This is a genomic window from Sphingomonas natans (assembly GCF_030546695.1).
Taxonomy (GTDB): domain Bacteria; phylum Pseudomonadota; class Alphaproteobacteria; order Sphingomonadales; family Sphingomonadaceae; genus Sphingomonas_I; species Sphingomonas_I natans.
Genome location: NZ_JAUOTP010000009.1, coordinates 203174 through 224633 on the forward strand (window position 1 = coordinate 203174; position 21460 = coordinate 224633).

A 21460-nucleotide genomic window follows, 5' to 3' on the forward strand; every position below is an offset into this window, starting at 1 on the left:
CGACGGGAGCTGTCTCGTGACACCTACCAAGCTGCTGATCGGCCAGATTCTCGTCGTTTTCGCGATCGTGCTCGCGGGGCTATGGGCCGCGACCCAGTGGGCGGCGGCAATGCTGGGTTACCAGCCAGAGCTCGGAAGACCCTGGCTGATTGTCGGGCATGCTCCCGTCTACAAGCCTTGGTACTTGTTTTGGTGGTGGTATCACTACGACGCTTACGCGCCGCACATCTTTGACAAAGCGGGCTTATTGGCTGGCGCGTCCGGGTTTCTCGGATGTGGCGCCGCCGTTAGCGGATCGCTTTGGCGCGCACGTCCCGGCAGCAACGTGACAACTTACGGCTCGGCCCGCTGGGCGAGCGTGCGAGAGACTGAGCAGGCCGGACTGCACAGAGATCACGGCGTCTTTCTCGGCCGAAAGGGAGCCCATTACCTTCGCCATGATGGCCCGGAGCATGTCATGGCGTTCGCTCCGACGCGATCAGGGAAGGGGGTTGGCCTCGTCATACCGACATTGCTGTCATGGACAGGTTCGACCGTTGTTCACGACATCAAGGGCGAAAACTGGACGCTGACCGCCGGCTGGCGTTCACGCTTCTCGCATTGCCTGCTGTTTGATCCGACTGACGCTCGATCAGCACACTACAATCCGCTGCTTGAAGTCCGGCGCGGCGCCGATGAGGTTCGCGACGTCCAGAACATCGCAGACGTTCTGGTCGATCCCGAAGGAGCGCTGGACAGGCGCAATCACTGGGAGAAGACCAGCCATTCTTTGCTGGTCGGTGCAATCCTCCACATCCTCTATGCGGAGGAAGAGAAGTCTCTAGCGCGCGTCGCCACCTTCCTCTCGGATCCCCAACGCAGCTTTCTCGATACCCTGCGGCAGATGATGTCGACCAACCATCTGGGCACGCAGGAACTGCCGCGTGTCCATCCTGTGGTCGCATCGGCGGCGCGTGAGCTGCTCAACAAGAGCGAGAACGAGCGGTCTGGCGTGCTGTCGACGGCGATGTCCTTCCTCGGTCTGTATCGCGATCCGACAGTCGCTGAGGCCACATCGCGCAGCGACTGGCGCATCGCCGATCTCGTCGAGGGCAAAAGTCCGCTGTCGCTCTATCTCGTCGTCCCGCCCTCCGACATCAGCCGGACCAAGCCGCTCATCCGTCTTGTTCTCAATCAGATCGGCCGCCGGTTGACCGAACGCCTCGAACCGTCGGGTATCGGATCGCGCCGACATCAGCTGCTGATGATGCTCGATGAATTTCCGGCACTCGGCCGTCTCGATTTTTTCGAGACCAGCCTCGCATTCATGGCAGGCTACGGGATTCGGGCTTTCTTGATCGCCCAAAGTCTCAATCAGATCGAGCGAGCTTATGGCGAACACAATTCGATCCTCGACAATTGCCACGTCCGCGTTGCCTTCGCGACCAACGACGAGCGCACAGCCAAGCGGATTTCCGACGCACTCGGCACTGCTACCGAGCAACGCGCGATGCGCAACTATGCCGGCCACCGGCTCGCCCCCTGGTTGTCTCATATCATGGTCAGCCGCCAGGAAACCGCGCGAGCGCTGCTGACGCCGGGCGAGATTATGCAGCTCGCCGCCACCGACGAGCTGGTGCTGATTGCGGGCCTCCCCCCGGTTCGGGCGATCAAGCTACGTTATTTCGTGGATCGCAATTTCAGCAGCCGGGTCTTGCCCGCTCCGATCCCATCGGCAGGAACGTATGTCGATCGACCGGCGCTTCGACTCAACGACTGGGGTCAGCTCGTCCGCCAGACCGATGCCCGCCTTGAAAAGCTCATGGAACCGCGCGCCGGCGATGACGACGACGGCATGCAGCTGCAGCGCCAGCCCGGTTATGCCGAGGAAGCGCCGCCAAAAGCCGCCGAGGCGGACCCTGCGTATGCAACGGGCAGCGAGGACGACGACGATGTCGCCATTCACCAGCGTGCGATGAACCAGGCTCGCGGCCTTGCCAACGTCACGCGCACCTATGGCCTCAATGAGAGCCATCGTGGCGATCTCATTCCGAGTCTGGGATCATGAAGGTCCGGCAAAACCTCTACATCGATCGTGATTTGAGCGACGCACTGGAAGCGCTCGCGAGCGGCCCCGGCGTCAACAAATCACGCCTCGTCAGCGACGCGATCGCCGCTTGGCTTGCGCGTCGCGGTTCAAAGGAGATCGATGATCTGCTGAAGCTGCGGCTGGATCGTATATCGCGGGAGATTGGGCTGGTCCGGCGCGACATCGATGTCGTCCTGGAAAGCCTCGCATTGTTTGTGCGCTACCAGCTGCTCGTCACGGCCCCGCTCCCGGATGCCGACTCCGCAGCACTCGCTGTCGGGCTTGACCGGTTCGAGAAGTTCGTCGGCCAGGTCGGTCGGCAGCTCGCGTCCGGCAAGCGGACGCTTGGTCCGACCAGCTCGGCGGAGACATCCTTGTGAGCGCCGGGACTGTCGATGCGATCTCGCTGGCGCGTCGTCGCTCGATGCTGAGCACCGCGATGGGACCGAAGATCGCCGCCGCACTGGCCGATCCGCTTGTGCTTGAGGTCATGGTCAATCCCGACGGGAGCCTGCGGCTCGACCAATTGGCAGGAGGCAGGACCGACACGGGCGTTCGCTATGATCCGTCCCAGGTCGAACGAATTATCCGGCTCGTTGCCAGCCATGCTCACACTGAAGTCCATGCGGGCTCACCGATCATCTCAGCTGAGCTGCCGCCGCATGGATCGGGAGTGGGAGAGCGGTTCGAGGGTGTGCTGCCCCCCGTCAGCCTCGCCCCGTGCTTCTCGATCCGCAAGCCCGCGACCCGGATCTATACGCTGAAGGATTATGTGTCAGACGGCATTATGGCGCCCGACACGGCGCGGCTGCTGACGTTGGCAGTCGTCGATCGTCTCAACATTCTTGTCGTCGGAGGTACCAGCTCGGGCAAAACGACGCTTGCGAATGCCTTGTTGGCCGAGCTGGCGCATCTTGATGAACGTGTTGTCTTGATCGAGGACACGCGCGAGCTCCAATCGCCTGTTCGCGATACTGTTGCACTGCGCACCCGTGTCGGCAGCGTGATGATGGCCGACCTTGTTCGCTCGACGATGCGGCTTCGTCCCGACCGGATCATCGTCGGCGAGGTGCGCGGCCCCGAGGCGCTCGACATGCTCAAGGCCTGGAACACGGGCCATCCGGGCGGCATCGCGACGGTCCACGCCAACAGCGCGATCGCGGCACTCTATCGTCTCGAGCAGCTCGTGCAGGAAGCGGTCGTCACCGTCCCGCGTCGGCTGATTGCCGAGGCCATCGACATCATCGTGTTCATTGCCGGTCGCGGCACCGCGCGCCGCGTGGAGACGATCGCGCGCGTCGGCGGGCTCGACCCCGACGGCGCCTACCGCCTCACCGCCATCACCCCCGCAAGCCCTCAAGGAGAATGACGATGAACACTGTTCGCCTGTCCGATCGCCGCTCGACCTTCCTCTTCGGCGCCGTCCTCGGCCTCGGCCTCACGCTGGCCAGCCGTGCGCACGCCGCTGGCACCGGCATGCCATGGGAAGAGCCACTCCAGCAGGTGCTCGATTCAGTTCAGGGACCGGTCGCCAAGATCATGGCGGTGGCCGTCATCGTCTTGACCGGCCTCACACTCGCGTTCGGCGAGACCGCAGGTGGTTTCCGCCGGCTCATCCAGATCGTGTTCGGCCTCTCGATCGCGTTCGCGGCCTCGAGCTTCTTCCTGTCCTTTTTCAGCTTCGGCGGCGGGGCGCTGATCGCATGAACGTCCCTGTCGACAGCGGTCATGTTGGTGGCTTCGAGGTCCCCATCCATGGGAGCCTCGGGGCGCCGATCCTGCTCGGTGGCGCACCGCGGGGCCTCGCCATCGTCAACGGCACGCTGGCGGCAGCGGTCGGGCTCGGCCTCCAGCAGTGGATCGCCGGGATCCTCCTCTGGCTGGTCGGGCACAGCATCGCGGTGTTCGCCACGCGCCGCGATCCCGCCTTCGCCGCCGTGCTCGTCCGCCACCTTCGCCAGAAGGGCTATCTCGGATGCTAGCCTTGCACGAATATCGCCCCACCGCTGATCGGCTCGCCGACCATCTGCCCTGGGCGGCTTTGGTCGCCGAAGGCGTCATCCTCAACAAGGATGGCAGCTTCCAGCGGACGCTGGCGTTCCGCGGGCCGGACCTGGAAAGCGCGACCGAGGCCGAGCTCGTCTCGGCGAGCGCGCGCGCCAACAACGTCCTCAAGCGGTTCGGCACGGGCTGGGCATTGTTCTTCCAGGCCGAGCGCCGCGAAGCGCTCGGTTATCCCGCCAGCACGTTTCCCGACCCGGCGTCCTGGCTGGTCGACCAGGAACGGCGGGCCCGGTTCGAAGCCGAAGGCGAGCATTATGAGAGCCGCTACCACCTCACTTTGACGTGGCTGCCCGCAGCCGACCACGCCGATGCGGCCGGGCGGTCGCTGGTCGATCGGCCCGATATCGGCACAGGCCGCGACTGGCGCGCCGCGCTCGACACCTTCATCGCCGAGACGGATCGCGCGCTCGACCTGTTCGCGGGGTTCATGCCCGAGATCCGGTCGCTAAACTCCGCAGAGACGCTGACCTATCTGCACGGCACGATCTCGACGCGCCGACATCCGGTCGCGGTCCCCGAGACGCCGATGTATCTCGACGGGCTGCTGGCCGACGTTCCTTTGGTCGGCGGTCTCGAGCCGATGCTGGGAGGGCGGCACCTTCGGACGCTGACCCTCACCGGCTTTCCAAACGTCAGCCGCCCCGGCATCCTCGACGCGCTCAATGAGGCAAATTTCCCCTATCGCTGGGTCACGCGCTTCATCGCGCTCGACAAGACCGATGCGACCAGGCTGCTGACCAGGATCCGCCGCCAGTGGTTCAACAAGCGCAAGTCGGTCACCGCGATGCTGCGCGAGGTCATGTACAATCAGCCAGCGCAGCTGCTCGACAGCGACGCCGACAACAAGGTCGCCGATGCCGATTTGGCGCTCCAGGCGCTCGGCGGCGACCATGTCGCGTTCGGCTATCTGACCACCACGATCACCGTCTCCGACGACGATCGGGAGGCCGTCGTGGCCAAGCTCCGGCAGGTCGAGCGGATCACCGGCGGTCTTGGCTTCACCACCATCCGCGAGAGCGTCAACGCGGTCGAGGCGTGGTTGTCGTCGCTGCCCGGCCACGCTTACGCCAATGTTCGCCAGCCCGTCGTCCACACGCTGAACCTCGCGCATCTGATGCCGCTGTCGAGCATCTGGGCGGGGCCGAGCTGCAATGCGCATCTCGACGGGCCGCCCCTGCTGGCCGCGCAGACGGCGGGCTCAACCCCGTTCCGGCTGTCCACCCATGTCGGCGACGTCGGCCATATGATGGTGGTCGGGCCGACCGGCGCGGGCAAGTCGGTGCTGCTCGCGCTGATCGCGCTGCAGTTTCGCCGCTATCGGCATGCCCAGGTCTTCATCTTCGACAAGGGCTTCTCCGCGCGCGCGGCCGTGCTTGCCATGGGCGGAGCCCATCATGCGCTCTGCTCGGGTGCGGATGCCGACGACGGGCTCGCGTTCCAGCCGCTCCGGCGGATAAACGATCCGAACGAGCGGGCATGGGCATCGGAATGGATCGCGGCGCTGCTCGCGGCCGAGAAGGTCTTGGTCACGCCGGAGGTGAAGGACGCCGTCTGGTCGGCTTTGGGCAGCCTGGCGTCCGCGCCCGAGGTCGAGCGTACGATGACGGGCCTGGCGCTGCTGCTCCAGTCCAATGCGCTTCGCACCGCCATCCAGCCCTACACGCTGGACGGCCCGCATGGCCGCCTGCTCGATGGACACGAAAGCGGGTTCGCATTCGCCGATGTCCACTGCTTCGAGACCGAAGCGCTGCTCGGGCAAGCAAGCGTGGTCGCGCCGGTGCTGACCTATCTGTTCCACCGGCTCGAAGAGCGGTTCGACGGTCGGCCGACCTTGCTGATCGTCGACGAGGCCTGGATTTTCCTCGACCACCCACTGTTCGCCGCACGCATCCGCGAGTGGCTGAAGACGCTGCGCAAGAAGAACGTCGCGGTGCTGTTCGCCACCCAGAGCCTCGCCGACGTCGCGGCCAGCAGCATCGCGCCGGCCATCATCGAGAGCTGTCCGCAGCGCATCCTCCTGCCGAACGATCGCGCGATCGAGCCGCAGAGCCGCCAGGCCTATGAACGGTTCGGCCTCAATGAGCGCCAGATCGAGCTGATCAGCCGCGCGACCCCCAAGCGCCATTATTACCTGCAGTCCGCGCGCGGCAACCGGCTGTTCGAGCTTGGCCTGGGGCCCATCGCGCTCGCGCTGTGCGGCGCGTCCGATCCTGCCAGCCAGAAGCGCATCGACGCGATCCTCGCCGAGCACGGCGCCGATGGCTTCGCACGACACTTCCTCGCGTCCGCCGATCTCGGCTGGGCCGTCGACCTGCTCGCCGACTTCCCCAACCCCTGACCTCCCGCTCTCGGAGAACAGCCATGACGAAGAGACTGCCGCTCAAGAAAGTCCTTATCGCCTCTACCTTCGGCATCGCTGCCGCCGGCGCGCTTTTGATGGGAGTGACTACCAGCGTCAGCCCCGCGCACGCCCAACTCACTGTGTTTGACCCCAGCAATTACAGTCAGAACATCTTGACCGCGGCGCGCACGCTGCAGCAGGTCAACAACCAGATCCGCTCGCTCCAGAATCAGGCGCAGAGCCTCATCAACCAAGCGCGCAACCTCGCCACGATCGATTTTCCCGAGCTGCAGGCGATCACGCAAACGATCCAGCAGATCGATCAATTGATGGGCCAGGCCCAGGGCATCCAGTATCGCGTCGGCACGCTCGACCAGCAGTTCCGGGCGATGTTCCCGACGGGTTTCGCGCCTGCGCTGACCAACGACCAGCAAGCCGTCGATGCGCGCAGCCGGCTCGACACGTCGATGGCCGCCTACAAGCAGACCATGACCATCCAGGCGCAGGTGGTCGAGAATATCGCCGCGGACGAGGCGACGCTGGGCGGGATCGTTCAGCGCAGCCAGGGGTCGCAAGGCGCGCTGCAAGCGCAGCAGGCCACCAACCAGCTGCTCGCGCTCGTCGCCAAGCAACAGTTCCAGCTCCAGAATTTGATGGCCGCGCAGTTCCGCGCCGATGCGATCGAGCGCGCGAACCGCACCCAGGCGCAGGCCGATGCGCAGAGTGCCGCCACCAAGTTCCTCGGCTCCGGCACCGCCTACACCCCCCATTAGGCGACGCCGGACAGGCGATGGCGGTCCGCCTCACCGCCGTCGTCGCCGCGGGGCGCGTCGCACCTCCCCCAGGCGCGCTCCGCGGCATCTTTCAACAGCAGGACGCCCGACCCCGATGAACGACCTCAGCATCATCGACCAGTTCATGGCTGCCTTCATCACCTACATCGACAGTGGGTTCGGGCTGCTGCGTGGCGACGTCAGCTTCCTCAGTCGCACGCTGATCGCGCTCGACATCACGCTCGCCGGATTGTTCTGGGCGATGGGCGGCGAGGACAATGTGCTCGGCCGGCTGATCCGCAAGGTCCTCTACGTCGGCGCGTTCGCGTTCATCATCAACAGCTTCTCGACGCTCGCCGAAATCATCTTCCGCTCATTCGCACAGGCAGGGGTCACGGGCGGCGGCGGGACCATCGCGGCCTCCGATCTGCTCAAGCCGGGTCGTCTCGCCGGCACCGGCTTTTCCGCCGCTTGGCCGCTGCTTCAGCAGGCCAGCCAGATGATGGGGTTCACGAGCTTCTTCGACAATTTTCTGACGATCATCATCCTGCTCGTCGCCTGGCTGCTCGTCGTCATCGCCTTCTTCATCCTCGCGGTGCAGATGTTCGTGACGATCCTCGAGTTCAAGCTGACTTCGCTGGCCGGCTTCATCCTCGTGCCGTTCGCCTTCTGGAACCGGACAAGCTTCCTCGCCGAGCGCGTGCTCGGCAATGTGGTCAGCTCCGGCATCAAGGTGATGGTGCTTGCCGTCATTGTCGGCATCGGCAGCAACTATTTCACGCAGTTCACGACCGCGCTGCAGGGTCATGAACCCGACGTCGGCCAGGCGATGAGCCTCGTGCTGGCGAGCCTTGCGTTGTTTGGGCTCGGCATCTTCGGCCCCGGCATCGCCTCCGGCCTGGTTGCCGGCGCGCCACAACTCGGTGCGGGCGCGGCGTTCGGGACGGCGCTCGGCGCCGGCGGCATAATGTATCTCGGCGGTGCCGGTGCGGCAGCCACAGCGCGCGGTGTCGCCGGCGGTGGCCTTGGTGCGATTCGCGCGGGTGCGTCGATGGGAGGTGCTGCATCCACCGCCTACGGCCTTGGGCAGGAGAGCGCCGGTTCGACCAGCGTCGGCGCCGGTCTTGGCGGGATCGGCCGAGCGGCGAGTAATGCGGCCAGATCCGGCGTCTCTTCCGCGATCGGGCTCGGCGAAGCCGTCGAGGCCGGCCGTAGTGCGGGCCGCGACGCGTTCGCCGGCAATGCCGCGGGTCCCACCTCGAGCACCGCGGCGGGCGATGCCGGCATGCCCGGCTGGGCGCGCGCCATGAAGGCCACTCAGGCCAACCGTAATCACCGCCAGACCGCCCTCCACACGATCCAGCAAGGCGATCGCGGCGGTGCCGGCGCGCATCCCGACATCAAAGAAAGGGACGACTGATGGTCTTCAAACGAGCCGTGCAACGTTATGGGCAGACGCCCGCACCGCAGACGCCCTACCAGCGCGCCGGCCAGCTGTGGGATGAGCGGATCGGGTCGGCCCGTGTCCAGGCCCGCAACTGGCGATTGATGGCGTTCGGCTGTCTTGGCCTGACGACCGCCATGTCGGGTGGCGTGCTGTGGCAGTCGCTCCAGAGCAGGATCGTGCCCTATGTCGTCGAGGTCGATCAGCTCGGCGAGCCACGCGCCGTGGCCGCCGCCGAGACAGGCTATCGGCCGACCGACCCGCAGGTCGCATGGTTCCTGACACGCTTCATCACCAACGTGCGCTCGGTGTCGCTCGATCCGGTGCTGATGCGGCAGAGCTGGCTGTCGGCTTACGACTTCGCCACCAAGCGCGGCGCGATCTTCCTCGGTGACTATGCCCGCGGTGCCGCTCCGTTCGCTCAGGTCGGAACGCGAACCGTGTCGGTGCAGGTGACAAGCGTGGTGCGCGCGTCGGACAAGTCATACCAGGTCAAATGGGCCGAGACCGCCTTTGAGCGCGGCGCGCAGACGGGCAGCTCGCATTGGACCGCGATCCTGACCGTCATGCTCGATCCACCGTCGAGTGCTGACACGCTGCGCAAGAACCCGCTCGGCCTTTACATCGATGCGATCGACTGGAGCCGCGAGCTCGAGCCCAACGCGGCGACGCCGCCGGCTGCGCCAGCGCCGTCAGCCCCGGCACCAGCACCGACGAACCTGCCGCTGGGATCGCCGCTCGATCCCCATCTGGCTCCGCTCCCGCCATCGCAACTGGAGGACCGCTCATGAAGACCGCCCTGCTCCTGGTGATGCTCGCCAGCGCCACATCCGCATCGACCCAGACCGCGCCCGTGCCGGCGACGCCGATCAAGCCCCTGCTAGCGGGTGCGACTGCACCAGTGGCAGTGCCGGGCTCGTCAAAGGCCAAGCCTCCAGTCGTGCGTCGCGTGAGCACCCGACGATCGGCAGCGGAGCTGCGCGTCCGCGCCGCCAACCGTGCGGCGACACTCGAGCCGGCGGCCGCCGGGTTTATCAACGCGGTGCAGGTCTACCCCTTCAGCGACGGCGCGGTCTTCCACGTGTTCACCGCGCCGGGGCAGGTCACCGATATCGCTCTGCAGCCGGGTGAGGCACTGGGCGCGGTCGCGGCGGGCGACACGGTGCGCTGGGTGATCGGCGACACGACCAGCGGCACCGGCGATGCGAAGCGCACGCATGTGCTCGTGAAGCCGTTTGCGCCCGGACAATCGACCAACCTCATCATCACGACCGACCGGCGCGTCTATCATTTGGCGCTGACCAGCGGCGCGCGTGCCGCGATGGTGGCGCTGTCCTGGACCTATCCGCAGGATCAGCTCATCGCCCTCAAAGCGGCGGCTGAGCAGGCTCGCGCGGCGCAGCCCGTGGCGAGCGGGCTGCAGATCGAGCAGCTTCATTTTGATTATGCCATCTCCGGCGACGAACCGCCGTGGCGGCCGCTGCGCGCGTTTGACGATGGCCGGCAGACCTTTATCGAGTTCCCGGCGAGCCTTGTGGTCGGTGAGGCGCCGCCGCTGTTCCTCGTCGATGCCAAAGGCACAGCCAGCCTCGTCAATTACCGGGTGCGGGGGCGCTTCTACGTCATCGATCGCTTGTTCGATGCCGCCGAACTGCGGCTCGGGCTCAAGCATCAGGACATCGTGCGCATCAGTCGCGCGGGCGACGCCGAGGTGCGGCGGAGGGCGTCGTGACCGAGGCCGTGGCCACACCCGCACCCAAGCTCGATCCCGAGAGCCTGGCGATTCGCGCGCGGCCGCCGCGGGCGATTCGGTTCAAGCGTGGGGTGATGATCGCGATTGCGGCGATCGGCTCGATCAGCCTGATCGCTGTTACATGGATGGCGCTCAAGCCGCGCCTGTTTCACCAGGCTGACTCTCAGGAGGAGCTGTCCCAGCCGAGCGCGCAATCCAAGAATGAGCCGCCGAAAGGCGCGCCGACCTCTTACGCCGACGTACCGAAACTCGGGCCGCCGCTGCCCGGCGATCTCGGCAAGCCGATCCTTGAGCACCAGCAGACGACGCTGACCGCGATCGGCCCCGCCGACCAGCAATGGCAGCAGGCCGAAGCTGCCGAGCGCGAGCGGCTGCTTGCCGAACTCAAGGCCGCACGTGAATCAGGCTTGCTGGTGCACGGGCACCAAGCGACCGCGGCTGGAAACGAAGTCGGTTCGCCCATCACGCCCGTAGCGCCGGCCGCCCCGGAGCGAGCAAGGCCGGCGTTCGACTCAGAACGCGATCCGAATGCCCAAGGCCGCAAGGAGGACTTCGTTGGTGCCCTCGATCCGCGCGGGGACGTGAACCCGCATGCGCTAATGCCGGTGCCATCCCCCTACACGCTGTCGGCAGGAAGCGTGATCGCCGGTAGTCTGATCTCGGGGGTGCGCTCGGATCTTCCGGGGTTGGTCGCCGCGCAGGTCAGCGAAAACACCTATGACAGCGCGACGGGACGTATCCTACTCATCCCGCAGGGTGCGAGGCTGGTCGGGAACTACGACAGCGTGGTTGCATTCGGCCAGACGCGCGCTTTGATCGTCTGGCACCGGATCATCATGCCGGATGGCAGTTCGCTTCGCATCGACAATGTTCCCGCGACCGATCCGTCTGGCAATGCCGGGCTCCAGGACAAGGTCGATCTTCACACGTGGCAGTTGTTGAAGGGCGTCGCGCTCTCGACGCTCCTAGGGGTGAGCTCGGAACTCGCCCTGTCAGGCCAAAGCGATCTCGTCCAGGCACTCCGCATGTCGACGCAAGACAAGGTCTCGCGCGCGGGCGATCAGGTCATCCAGCGTAGCCTTGGGATTCAGCCGACAATCACGATCAGGCCTGGCGCGCCAGTGCGGCTGGTCGTGCATAAGGATCTCATTCTTGGGCCGTGGGGCAGTTAGGAGACCGAGCGTGGCAAATCTCAAACTTGGCAAGCTCCCCGAAAGAATGCCGCTTAAGCTGACAATCGCGATTTCACCGTCTCTAAACCAGGATCTGCTACAATATGCTGACGTCTATGCGGAAGTGTACGGCCAACAAGAATCCATCGTCGATTTGATACCGGCGATCCTGGCGGCATTTATCGACGGCGATCGCGCATTTTCCAAGTTTAAGATGACGATAGCGCCGAGAGGACAAGATGTCTGAGTGAGCGGACGCGGTGTCCTTCTATGTTCCAGCCGACACCAGATTTAGCGGGCAGATCTGGATGCGCGTTTGGACCACAGTGACCAACGGGACACGGCAGCCCTGGCGGGATGCCATTAGAAGGTCTCCGCCCTCGACGATCTCGTTCGAACCAAACCGCAGTGGCAACGAAAACAAACTTAACGCGCACGGATCACCTGCGTATATCCCGCGACGCGCTGGGGGCAGACGCCGACAACTGGAGAAAGTCTGTGTTGGATGCAAAAGCCGCGTGAAACGAATGGCTGGCCTTCTCAGCGGCACGACACAATATGGGGGTGACCTCAATCCTCATCGGGACCACCGTCGTCCCCGATCGGTTACTGATTTTGGGGGCCGCAAAAACTTCAAATCCTAACATTCGTTCGTAAAATCTACGGTGGATTGGGCTTACCTCAATAAGCACATCGGTACATCCGTAATGCTCAGAGCCGTGCCGCAGGATGGCACCGAAAAGCGCCGCGAGGAGCGGTCGGGACTCAGCTGCGTCAAATGCAAGCGTCGTCAGCTCACATAATCGCGCGCCGGGTCGGCGGCGCAACGCTGCGACCTCTTCACCAAAAGTGGCGTCAATGGCCAGACCGGCTGTCGAATCCACCCCAAGCGTCAACGTGCCAATGGTAGCGCCGTCCAGGCGGACGACGAATGGGATTTTGTGTTCACCGCGATCTGCATCGTGATCAGCGGCATAGCCGGCAGGTTCGTACAGACGGCTAAGGAGTGCCGACGCTTCGGCTCGCAACGCCTCTCTCTCAGCGAGCTCTATCTGGACACGGTCTGGCAAATGACCTGTCACGAACGAGCTGCCTCAAAAACCATTACGAAACGTTAACATGCCCGAGCCGGGCTAGATTGTCCATAACGACGCAGCGCAAAAAGCTTAGGTCAGCTCATGACCGGCTCGAGCGCTCGGCGATCACGCTCCTATAAGTGCTCCCGGCCAATAGCGTGCCCGCTGTGAAAATCGGCAACTTTGACGCTTTGCACCAACCGATAAAGGCCGGAGTTTGGTAGCGTCGCTCGCGTGTCATGTAACAAATCGTCACGTCAACGGCTGTGGGCTTTCCCAATCTGTGGCAAGACTATAAAGAGGCCAGTGTTTCTACCGAAGTGATAAGCGAGTTTGCGTCTATGATGGAGCATTGCCTAGCGATGGAGCGGATCATCGCCGCTTTTGAACATGGTGCCCAATCCGCCGAGTCGCCTATAGCGATCGATGGGGATTGCCCGTTCGGCGACTCGGAACCAGGTCTCCGCGAATATTGGCTGGATGGCTTTTACATCGTTAGAAGCGCGTCGATCCGCGACGGTCGGAACCGTATTGTTGAAAGGCCGACCGAACAAACCGTTGTCGCTCTGTGACTGATCTCGTTCGGCTATTTCATCTCATCTTCGATACTTAAGCGACCCCGTCGCCTGCTGATACGACAAAGGCGGGCCAGCTGAATTCGACGCCACAATCCGATTTCAGCCTGCGGGAGGGAATAACCTTCCTTAAAAAGTTTCCAGAGCACCGATCGCACGTCTCGACACTGTCCAGACGAGGCAAGCTCCCGCGCTCTGTCATATCCTCCCATTGCGCACCCCTGGCCAAAGACCTTATGGGTTGTCAACGTCCGCAAGCAGCTGGCCGCGCTCACGGCGTGCGCGCTTTCGACAATCAGCCAACGCCTGAAGAGCGCGGCAAGCGGCTCGGTCCTGTGTCCAAGATGTCCCAGTCGCTTGCCGAGTCGCTATGACGGCCGCTTGTCGAGTTTGTTGCAGACACTACGCTCAAACGCACAACGATTAAACGCGTGATATGGTGCGTAAGCCAAGGCTAAAGCTCCTTTTTTTCCGCCACGGAAACCGCCTCGTATCCACCGTCATTCAGATATTGCTTGAGATCGGGCAGTGTATGGTCGTGTGGTAAAAATTCGCTTCGCCACGCTTTCGCCTTGCTGCAATGAGGGTCGCACTGGTTCTTGATAGGACAATATCGCCGCTCGATCTCGTTGACGACGTCGATAATCCATTGGAGGCTGCCGTTGGCCCATTCGCAATATTCGCACCACAGTTTGTCCATAAGGCCGAGGTGGGCAATTCGGTGACGGTCATAATTGTAATAGGGCTTACGAATAATTCTATGTTGGTTCCGTACCCAGAAATACACTCTATTAAAAAATAACATATATATAAATAGGGGAATCAAAAAAAGTGCAAATCCAATTATCAAAATAAAACCCGCTACTGGCGCCAAAGGGCCAAGTCGCTGCCTATTGGCCTTCTTTTTGTTTCGAAGAAAATGGTAGTAAGAGATATTTGATTTTTCCTCAGCCATTCGATCCTCCGATTGGTATAGTACGGTAAGTATTGTGAGTAAGGCGCCTTGCATGACCGGGGGCTTTAGGCGGTGCTACTAGCGGGAAAGCATGATCCTTCTCGTCATCACATCTCCATCGGATTGCGCCCAATCCATGGCTGGGGCCGCATCGAAATTAGGGCGCAGCGCGAGGTAAGCGACCTAGCGCCGGCCGATGCCAGGTAACGTGCCCGGCGCGAATTGGAAAACCGCGCTGATTCAGTTACCATCCGAATCTGCTGGGGGCCGTGTTTCCGGCTTTTTAGCGGAACAGCCGTGGGCCGCCGTGGAGACCTTCCCGGCAAAGCGTGGGCGCTGAGGCGAGCTGCAAAACAAACCCGCACGGAATGCGGAGGTAAGTTGAGATTATGGCGATATGAAATTGTCGGAAGAGCAGGTAGAGGAGATCCGCTATTTAGCGAACAATCCGTGCCCCCTATGCGGTGCGACGCGCAAAGGATCTTCTTTGGCCCCCCAATTCGGGGTATCTCGCATTACAATTTGGCAAATTTTAAGTGGCAAGGCCTGGCACTCTGTGGCGAGCCCCGTCGCCCCATCAGAGGGAGCCCATTCTCCCCTTGATTTGGCTGAGGCCGTCCGATGGCTCAAACGCAAAGACATCGCGTGGAGCAGCGATGCCGATCTTGCGCTAGCTACCAGCATTCTAGCGCTTCCCCAGACGTGGTAGATTGAAGCGCAAGCGCTCACAGGTTCGCCTCTAAAACGGCAGCCGAATTGCTTCTCAGGGTCGTCGAAGCTGCTTTGACATGTTTTCGGGCTCGATACCCGTTGCACGTCTCGGTTCACGACGGTGACGTGAGAACACGTGATGCTGAGCCTCGCACAGCTGCTGAACCCGCATTAAACAGCGCTGCGCTGCCTCGTTAACGTCGTTAAAATACGCGCCTTACCGCTGATGCTTTGATCGCGAAACCGCGCGCATTTATCCAAAACAGGTTCCTTCGGGGTGGGATATCTGGTGTGTCGGTTCATCGCTCGCGCGGATTCAGATGCTTATCTGCCCGGAAAGTCTGCGGCGCGCAGCAACTTGATGTCAGCTGATATGCGTTGGAGGCTAATTCCGTCTCGCAGCCACCGCGCAGCGTTTGTGCCGAAGTGGCATATTTACATTTTGTGAACGGTGCCGCATCTTCGGGAAGGGGGGAATCATGCCTTTCAGAAAGATAAAGCGGAACACTCAGTTTGTCCCAACGAAACTTGCAACGCGTAAAGCAGCTGCAGCGTTTGCTGTGGCGATGGTCTGCTCAATCATGGTCTGGGCAGGGATCGCCGTGATTGTAAACTGGATGATTCGCTAAAGACGGGGCAGCTGATTGCACGCTGCAAAAAACGTCAGCCCGCAGGCCAGCTATGTTCGGATGTCTGATCTCTGCAACTGGATGCGCAATGCAGGTTGGGGGGGGGCGCGTAGCGTTCGTCGGGGGGCTAAAGACCGACGCTGGTGATCGCCGGCGGCGATCGGATATTGATAACGAGCGCGCAAGCTGCGAAGTTGGCCTTTGTTGAGGATCGAAGGACTAAGCGCTTGGCGCTTTTCCGGATCGTCGCGATCGGGGGACGAAATGCCGGCTGTGAATTGGCGTTCGCTACCATCGGTACCCGGTGGCAGCCGCACCTTTAGCCGGCGGCTGGGTCAGCTCTTGTTAGCCCTGCGCCGTCCAATTTCCCACTTGACGCTACGCGGCTTGCTAAATCGCGCGAAGATGGCAGATCTGGCGGCAGATGAGCGACGTATTTACTGGAAATATGTCGGGAATTACTTTGACGTCGAGATGCGCGGCGATGAGCGCCGTCAGATAATAGAAGATCATTACGAGTTTATCTTGCGTCATTTTCCAAAAAATACGCTCAATATCCAACCACCAGATGGTGAAATATTTTGGACGAATCAAGCAGCCAACGGTTCAACTTACACGATGGCTCTCATGGCCGCGTATCGCTCGCCAATGGAGGGTGAGCTTGAGTTGGTTTTTCGTGAAGATGCAAATGATCTGGCTTCCATAGCCTTTCTCTTTAGCCGAGGATCGCGTGTCGACATGGCGCACAGCGAGGTCGTTCTGATTGGCGGCCTTCAAGGAGCTTTTGGGCGAAGCGCCGAGTACCGTCGTGCTACAAAAGAAAATGACAACACGACGCCGATAGCCATGCTAATCGTGGCTATACGCGCGCTCGCAAGCGCGATGGGTCGAATTCCCTTGGTTGGAGTTTCTAATAAAAAGCATATTGCCACTCTGTACGCCGGCGGTTCAAAAACCTTCGACTATGACCGAGCTTGGCAGGATTTCGACGCGCGTCGGTTAGCAAGCGGTTATTTTTCTTTGGATGCCTACGAGCAGAGCCAGCGATCCTTGACGCATCTCACTAGCTCCCACAAAGCCCGTGCGCGGCGCAGAATGGCTGTCAAAAGGCGCCTGTATGAAAGCATATGTGAAAGTTTCGAGGCACTCTTAAACGCCAATCGAGCAGGAAATGCGGTATCATTGTAAACAATGGACAGCCCAGACGTCTTACGACCGAGACTTGCGGTCTTGGCGTGGCACATCCGCTAACGCGCGATTTCTCCGTGAGAACCACTTAACTTGCAGGCTAGACGAAGGACGTGGGACGCTAGCCGGAGCTGCTCGTCTCCTGACCAGCTGATGCCGTGGAGGCGTAGGAAAGTCGTTGCGGCGGCCATTTGTTCGCCGGTGGATGGTGATATCGGCGGGTCCAGCGATCCTTGGCTCTTTACCCGGCGAGCGCCTTGAATGATGAATTGAACTAGGCTCCGCGAAACCCCGAATTGCCTAGCGATGTTGCCCAGTGACCATAGCTCACCACAGGCCTCGCATTTTTTACCAGCGATTGACTTGATATACGACACCTGGTCGGCGCTGATTTTAAGCATGCGCCGTCTTCGTTGTGCGTTTTTGAGATCGCTGGGCATTACAGGGTCCTGGATCTGGTCAGCTTGATGGTAAGAAGGCAAGCAGCCCGGGAACAGAATCGTATATCCCCGAGGGCACAAACGCCACCGCATGTATATCATCTGTTCGCATGAGTTTTCCAGGCTCCCCTTAACGTGTTAGCGGACTGAGCAAACTAGCCATCGATCGCCCGTGATTACGTCAACGCCTGAGGAAATGGCTAAGTTTGCGTCTTAAGAAATATGATGTGCGGCGGTGTACCGAGCGATCGAGAGCTCGTCATCAAATTCGCACCAAGTGCTGCAAGGGACGAACACCGGCTGTGGCGCCGCCCCTCCCGCGGCCAATCGGGCGATAATACTGTGCCACGTCTGTTTAATTCCCGAGGTCCGCTCATCCTCCAGAGCCTCCATAACGCACATTCGGCAAAGTTGAATAACGTCGCGACCGCGAAGCTGTAGTAGGCCGGCCGATAACTCGAATGCCGTGAGAGATCCCAATCGCTTTTGGGCACGAACAATGCCTGATCTAGCGATCTCAACTTGTACGTCGTCGGGGTCCGCTTCGGAGGAGCTACTTACGAGCATAGCGGCTGGAGCCTGAGCAGCAGCGAGCGCCGAAATAGCGGTCGCCTCAAAGATGGTATCTCCATTTCCTATTGTGAGGCTTTCGATTTCTCGCGGGAGCGCCGACAGCGCAATCTCTATCGAGCGAAGCGGGCCAGCAGCCGCGAAGTCCGGATTAAAAATGGTGCTCACTGTTGTCTCAGAATTCTGCCATTTTCTCGCAAATCCCTCGAGTGCGTCTGCTCGGTAGCCGGATACCAACAGGACCGCAGAGCCGGGCAGCGCTGCTGCAATTGCCTCAATGGTGTGCTCCGCAATCGGACGTCCAAGTATCTCTACCAACGCCTTGGGCTGGTTTTGGGTGAGCGCGCCCATACGGCTGCCTGCGCCCGCCGAGAGGAAAACATAGTCCATCATCAAGGACGCGAAGAGGGGGGAGGCATGAACATCTGAAGGCGGGTATATGCGATCGGTCATTGAAGGAACAAGCTACGTGGCCGCAACGGCGGGGTAGTGGCGTCGGCGCTCTTCGGCCGGTTCGAGCGATGATCGGCGAGCGCTTCCCAATGAACGATGCGGCAGCGCGCCGCATGCCCTGTGTCGGGAGCGCTGCCCCGATACTTCCCGGTTACGCTGGTCAAGCCAGGGATCGCCCCGACCATTCGGATGGTCGCCACTCCCTCGGGCACCTTCATCCTCTCCGGACCGAAGGCGCGTATTCCGGAGAATTCGCTATGGCTTTCGCAGCCTCTCGCGACTGTGAATTGGTAGACAAGCGCGTTTGGCGCGGCTGGTTTCTTAGCCTTTCGACCGCGCGTTCCATACCGTCGCAATTGCAGTAAGCTCGCTTTTGCTCAATGGAATGATCAAAGGCAGGGCTTCGGGGCAGAGGCGAACAGAAATGCTTTCTGGCCGGCAAGTCGTTATGCAATCCACCAAGGCGGCTCAACCTGATTGAGGGAGCGTATTCGATCCCGAGCGACTTAGATAACGAACGTTTCGGTCTCGAGTCCGTTGGGGCTTATTGGGGCAGTCTGGGTTACCTTTCGCACCTATCCCACCGATCCCGCAGCACGCTTCTCATTAACGCGTACTTCGTAGGCAGCGAGGGCATCTGCGAGATAATCCCGCCAGATCAGCAACGCCTCGGCTGACACAACCGCATCGGAGACCTCGGGATCCAACCCGCCTGGTGACAGAATATCGCGCAGTTTGGTAACAACCGTTCTGCGGAGATCGTGCCGGCTCCAGCGCGCAACCGAAACGCCGATTGGGCCAGCCCGCTTGTTCGCATCCCAAATTAAGTCAGCGTGCGCTTTGCTAAAGCTGAAGAATTTTGTCTCGCTCTTGTCGGGCCCAGCCGGAAATACAAATTCCTCCACCTTCGCACCTGTAGCCTTTAAACCCTTCAGCCAAACGACGGTCTCGGGCGGCAAAACGAGACGGTTTGCATGCCCGGCCTTCGCTCCGTGAGTCTGAAGCCATTCACCCGCCTCGAGGTCAAAATGCCCCCAGGTAGCCGCGAACGCTTCCTCGCGATGGCACCCGGTGGCTACCATCAGCTTTAAGCCCCTTGCATAGATGGCGGTCGCCCCCGCTGTTTTGGCTGCTCGTGCCTCAATGGTGGCGAGAACGACGCCAAGCTCGTCGCGATCTAAAATTCGCTCCCGTTCATTCGCGCCTGTCGGCTTTAATAGGGAAGCGGCCGCGTTGTCGCGAAGCCCGGTCAAACTGCGAAGGTCGCCTGTAAGGGCGCGTTTGAAAATCGCCCGCAGCAGGCCCGCCACACGATTGGCAGAGACCGGCGCGGTCCTGGCGCATTTGGCCACCGTCGCGGCGAGAGCCTCGTGGTCGAGATCCAGGAGTAGTCTGTCGCCTATATAGGGCCTGATTCGCCTTTCGTAGAGCCGTGCTGTCTCCGCCTTGCCCTTCAATTTTTCTACGAAGCGCGGCTTGTAATACTCCGTCCAGAACGCATCGAGCGTCTGATTGGAAAGGGTGGCGTTCGCACGAGCGTCCATCGCGATCGTCTGAACGCCTAGAGCCTCCTCGTGGGGAAGCCACACGCAGCGCTTTTTGCCGTCGTTGATTGCCTGTGCGCGGGAGTTCGCTTCGGCAACTCCAAATGTAGCCGAGTATGTGCCGAGTGTGACCTTCGCCGCCACACCATCCGGCCTACGTCCCCGCCAAAGCCAAACCTTTACGCCGTTTGGTCGAACCTCAAGAACGAGCCCCTTGGGCTCGCCTTTCAAATGAATGACCTTTGGAGGCGCCTTCATACTGCTAATGACAGCATCGCTGAGCCCGGACTGCACGGCCATCTTGCCCCATCAGGTCAACATTGAGGTAGAAGCAGAATTGGCTAAGATCGGGAAATACGTCAATCGGGCGGTGGGAAATCGGTTGGACCGAACCTTACAGACCAGAAAAGCGTAAACGAACAGCGGGAATGTCGCCCTCAACAACCAAGATGTCGAACTGCGAATCAGGCCTTTCGCAGCGATGGGCGCCCACGAAGTGCGGGAGCAAAGCCTCTCTGGACGCGGACCGCTTTGCAGTTCCCGCAAAGTCAGTCGCCATCCGGCGCATCGGCCTTCGCCAAGCTCGGCGGCAACGCTGATTAACATTGGCCAAGCAGCTTGCCATCGTGCACGTTATGCAGGGCTGGCTGCGTCCGGCCACCGAGGCGATCTGCGGTGGATGGAGCGGAGGTCAAGGCGCTCCGTGACCGTTGCGCGTGCAGCTTGGCCTCTTCAACCATAGCTGCTCGGCATACTTAAACCTCAGCCGGTCGGCGTTGACGGCCAAACGGATCATCGAACTATCAGTTCGCCAGATCGTTCCGCTAGCGCTACGAATATTTTGCTGGCTGCTGCCCTTTTCTCTTGTGAGCCAATGCGGGACCTCGAGGCGGACTCAAACAGCGGTGATTTTCTGCCTGCAGATGGCAATTTTTCTGCTCGTTGATCCAATGAACCCGACAAAGCCGCCAATTAACCATACCGCAACGCAAAAAAAGTCTTGCTGTTAACGAAACGGAAAGGTATGTGAGTCGCAACCGGAATGGTTTGCTCTTCTCAGGGCGCCGCGCGGTTGGCGTATGAGTTCAGGGAGATTTCAGAATGGGTGTTCGCAAGGCAGTTTTGCGCGCTGGTGCAATCGCAATCGGAATGCTAACGCTTGCTTCGGCAGCGGATGCGACGGTCTTTCACGTCGGTGATGACAACGCCGCTGGCATGTTCAAGCTGACGAATGGCACGGGCCCATTCTCCCCGGTGATCACGGCTCGCTTCGGGGCTGATTACAGCGTCGGTGCGTCGGTCGTGAATTTCGCAGATTCTTTCGTTTTCACGATCCCTCAGACCGGAACTGGCAGCGGCAACGTCTCGACCAGCTTCACGGTCACGTCCGACATGCTGACTCTCACGGACATCCTGTTCAACAACGTCTCGTATGCATTTGCGATCGCGCCGACTTCGAGCGGAACGTCGTTCACGATCAATAATTTGCCGATCTACAGCCTGGCCGAGAACACACTGCAGATTAAGGGCACCGCGACGGGCATCAACGGCTACAGCGGCAATCTGACGTTCGTTGCGGCGCAAGTGCCGGAGCCAGCTAGCTGGGCGATGATGGTTGTCGGTTTTGGTGTCATCGGCGGCGCATGCCGTCGCGTTCGCAAGTCGAATACCGCGGTTACGTTCGCCTAAATCAAGCGGATCACG

At 61.3% G+C, this 21460-nt stretch carries 19 protein-coding genes; 15 read left to right on the forward strand and 4 right to left on the reverse strand.

The annotated features are described in order from the left end of the window. Positions 1-16: 16 nt before the first annotated feature. The 12 genes from Q4F19_RS17900 (at position 17) to Q4F19_RS17955 (ending at position 11862) form a co-directional block, all read left to right on the forward strand. Positions 17-2047: a conjugal transfer protein TraG gene (locus tag Q4F19_RS17900; RefSeq protein ID WP_303545504.1), complete on the forward strand. Its 2031-nt coding sequence runs from the start codon at positions 17-19 to the stop codon at positions 2045-2047. Beyond that, positions 2044-2448, forward strand: coding sequence for a CopG family transcriptional regulator (locus Q4F19_RS17905; RefSeq protein ID WP_303545507.1), 405 nt, complete (start codon positions 2044-2046; stop codon positions 2446-2448). The genes Q4F19_RS17900 and Q4F19_RS17905 overlap by 4 nt, the downstream gene beginning before the upstream one ends. Positions 2449-2492: 44 nt before the next feature. Then, on the forward strand, positions 2493-3437 hold the full coding sequence (gene trbB / locus Q4F19_RS17910; RefSeq protein WP_303545587.1) for a P-type conjugative transfer ATPase TrbB: 945 nt from the start codon (positions 2493-2495) through the stop codon (positions 3435-3437). Beyond that, a complete protein-coding gene (locus tag Q4F19_RS17915) occupies positions 3434-3775 on the forward strand; it encodes a TrbC/VirB2 family type IV secretion system protein (RefSeq protein WP_431312424.1) in 342 nt (113 codons plus the stop codon). Before trbB ends, Q4F19_RS17915 begins: the two co-directional genes overlap by 4 nt. Continuing rightward, on the forward strand, positions 3772-4050 hold the full coding sequence (locus Q4F19_RS17920) for a VirB3 family type IV secretion system protein (RefSeq protein ID WP_303545513.1): 279 nt from the start codon (positions 3772-3774) through the stop codon (positions 4048-4050). Before Q4F19_RS17915 ends, Q4F19_RS17920 begins: the two co-directional genes overlap by 4 nt. Further along, positions 4044-6470, forward strand: coding sequence for a conjugal transfer protein TrbE (gene trbE / locus Q4F19_RS17925; RefSeq protein WP_303545515.1), 2427 nt, complete (start codon positions 4044-4046; stop codon positions 6468-6470). Before Q4F19_RS17920 ends, trbE begins: the two co-directional genes overlap by 7 nt. 23 nt (positions 6471-6493) lie before the next feature. Further along, positions 6494-7246, forward strand: a complete 753-nt coding sequence (gene trbJ / locus Q4F19_RS17930; protein WP_303545519.1) for a P-type conjugative transfer protein TrbJ — start codon at positions 6494-6496, stop codon at positions 7244-7246. 115 nt (positions 7247-7361) lie between these two features. Beyond that, on the forward strand, positions 7362-8666 hold the full coding sequence (gene trbL, locus Q4F19_RS17935) for a P-type conjugative transfer protein TrbL (RefSeq protein ID WP_303545521.1): 1305 nt from the start codon (positions 7362-7364) through the stop codon (positions 8664-8666). Continuing rightward, complete coding sequence (trbF, locus tag Q4F19_RS17940) at positions 8666-9481, forward strand: conjugal transfer protein TrbF (protein ID WP_303545523.1); 816 nt, start codon at positions 8666-8668, stop codon at positions 9479-9481. The genes trbL and trbF overlap by 1 nt, the downstream gene beginning before the upstream one ends. After that, a complete protein-coding gene (gene trbG / locus Q4F19_RS17945) occupies positions 9478-10422 on the forward strand; it encodes a P-type conjugative transfer protein TrbG (protein WP_303545525.1) in 945 nt (314 codons plus the stop codon). Before trbF ends, trbG begins: the two co-directional genes overlap by 4 nt. Beyond that, positions 10419-11615 (forward strand): TraB/TrbI/VirB10 family type IV secretion system protein, encoded by a 1197-nt coding sequence (locus tag Q4F19_RS17950; protein ID WP_303545528.1) that lies wholly within the window; start codon positions 10419-10421, stop codon positions 11613-11615. Before trbG ends, Q4F19_RS17950 begins: the two co-directional genes overlap by 4 nt. A gap of 10 nt (positions 11616-11625) precedes the next feature. Beyond that, positions 11626-11862 carry a DUF2274 domain-containing protein gene (locus tag Q4F19_RS17955; protein WP_303545531.1) on the forward strand — a complete coding sequence of 79 codons (237 nt, stop codon included), beginning with the start codon at positions 11626-11628 and terminating at the stop codon, positions 11860-11862. A gap of 193 nt (positions 11863-12055) precedes the next feature. Here the strand turns inward: Q4F19_RS17955 and Q4F19_RS21530 are convergent, their stop codons facing one another. Further along, positions 12056-12697 carry an N-acyl amino acid synthase FeeM domain-containing protein gene (locus tag Q4F19_RS21530; protein ID WP_431312425.1) on the reverse strand — a complete coding sequence of 214 codons (642 nt, stop codon included), beginning with the start codon at positions 12695-12697 and terminating at the stop codon, positions 12056-12058. Positions 12698-13053: 356 nt separating this feature from the next. Between Q4F19_RS21530 and Q4F19_RS17960 the strand changes: the two genes are divergently transcribed. After that, on the forward strand, positions 13054-13263 hold the full coding sequence (locus tag Q4F19_RS17960) for a hypothetical protein (RefSeq protein ID WP_303545533.1): 210 nt from the start codon (positions 13054-13056) through the stop codon (positions 13261-13263). Positions 13264-13720: 457 nt separating this feature from the next. Here Q4F19_RS17960 and Q4F19_RS17965 read toward each other — a convergent pair whose 3' ends face one another. Beyond that, positions 13721-14221 carry a hypothetical protein gene (locus Q4F19_RS17965; RefSeq protein ID WP_303545535.1) on the reverse strand — a complete coding sequence of 167 codons (501 nt, stop codon included), beginning with the start codon at positions 14219-14221 and terminating at the stop codon, positions 13721-13723. 1604 nt (positions 14222-15825) lie between these two features. Between Q4F19_RS17965 and Q4F19_RS17970 the strand changes: the two genes are divergently transcribed. Beyond that, positions 15826-16749 carry a DUF535 family protein gene (locus Q4F19_RS17970; RefSeq protein ID WP_303545538.1) on the forward strand — a complete coding sequence of 308 codons (924 nt, stop codon included), beginning with the start codon at positions 15826-15828 and terminating at the stop codon, positions 16747-16749. A gap of 653 nt (positions 16750-17402) precedes the next feature. Here the strand turns inward: Q4F19_RS17970 and Q4F19_RS17975 are convergent. Together Q4F19_RS17975 and Q4F19_RS17980 are read right to left on the reverse strand one after the other, a co-directional pair. After that, positions 17403-18152 (reverse strand): NTP transferase domain-containing protein, encoded by a 750-nt coding sequence (locus Q4F19_RS17975; RefSeq protein WP_303545540.1) that lies wholly within the window; start codon positions 18150-18152, stop codon positions 17403-17405. Positions 18153-18787: 635 nt separating this feature from the next. Further along, positions 18788-20056: a tyrosine-type recombinase/integrase gene (locus Q4F19_RS17980; RefSeq protein ID WP_303545542.1), complete on the reverse strand. Its 1269-nt coding sequence runs from the start codon at positions 20054-20056 to the stop codon at positions 18788-18790. Between the two features lie 801 nt (positions 20057-20857). On the opposite strand from Q4F19_RS17980, the gene Q4F19_RS17985 reads away from it, so the two are divergent. Beyond that, a complete protein-coding gene (locus tag Q4F19_RS17985; RefSeq protein ID WP_303545545.1) occupies positions 20858-21445 on the forward strand; it encodes an FxDxF family PEP-CTERM protein in 588 nt (195 codons plus the stop codon). Positions 21446-21460 lie beyond the last annotated feature (15 nt).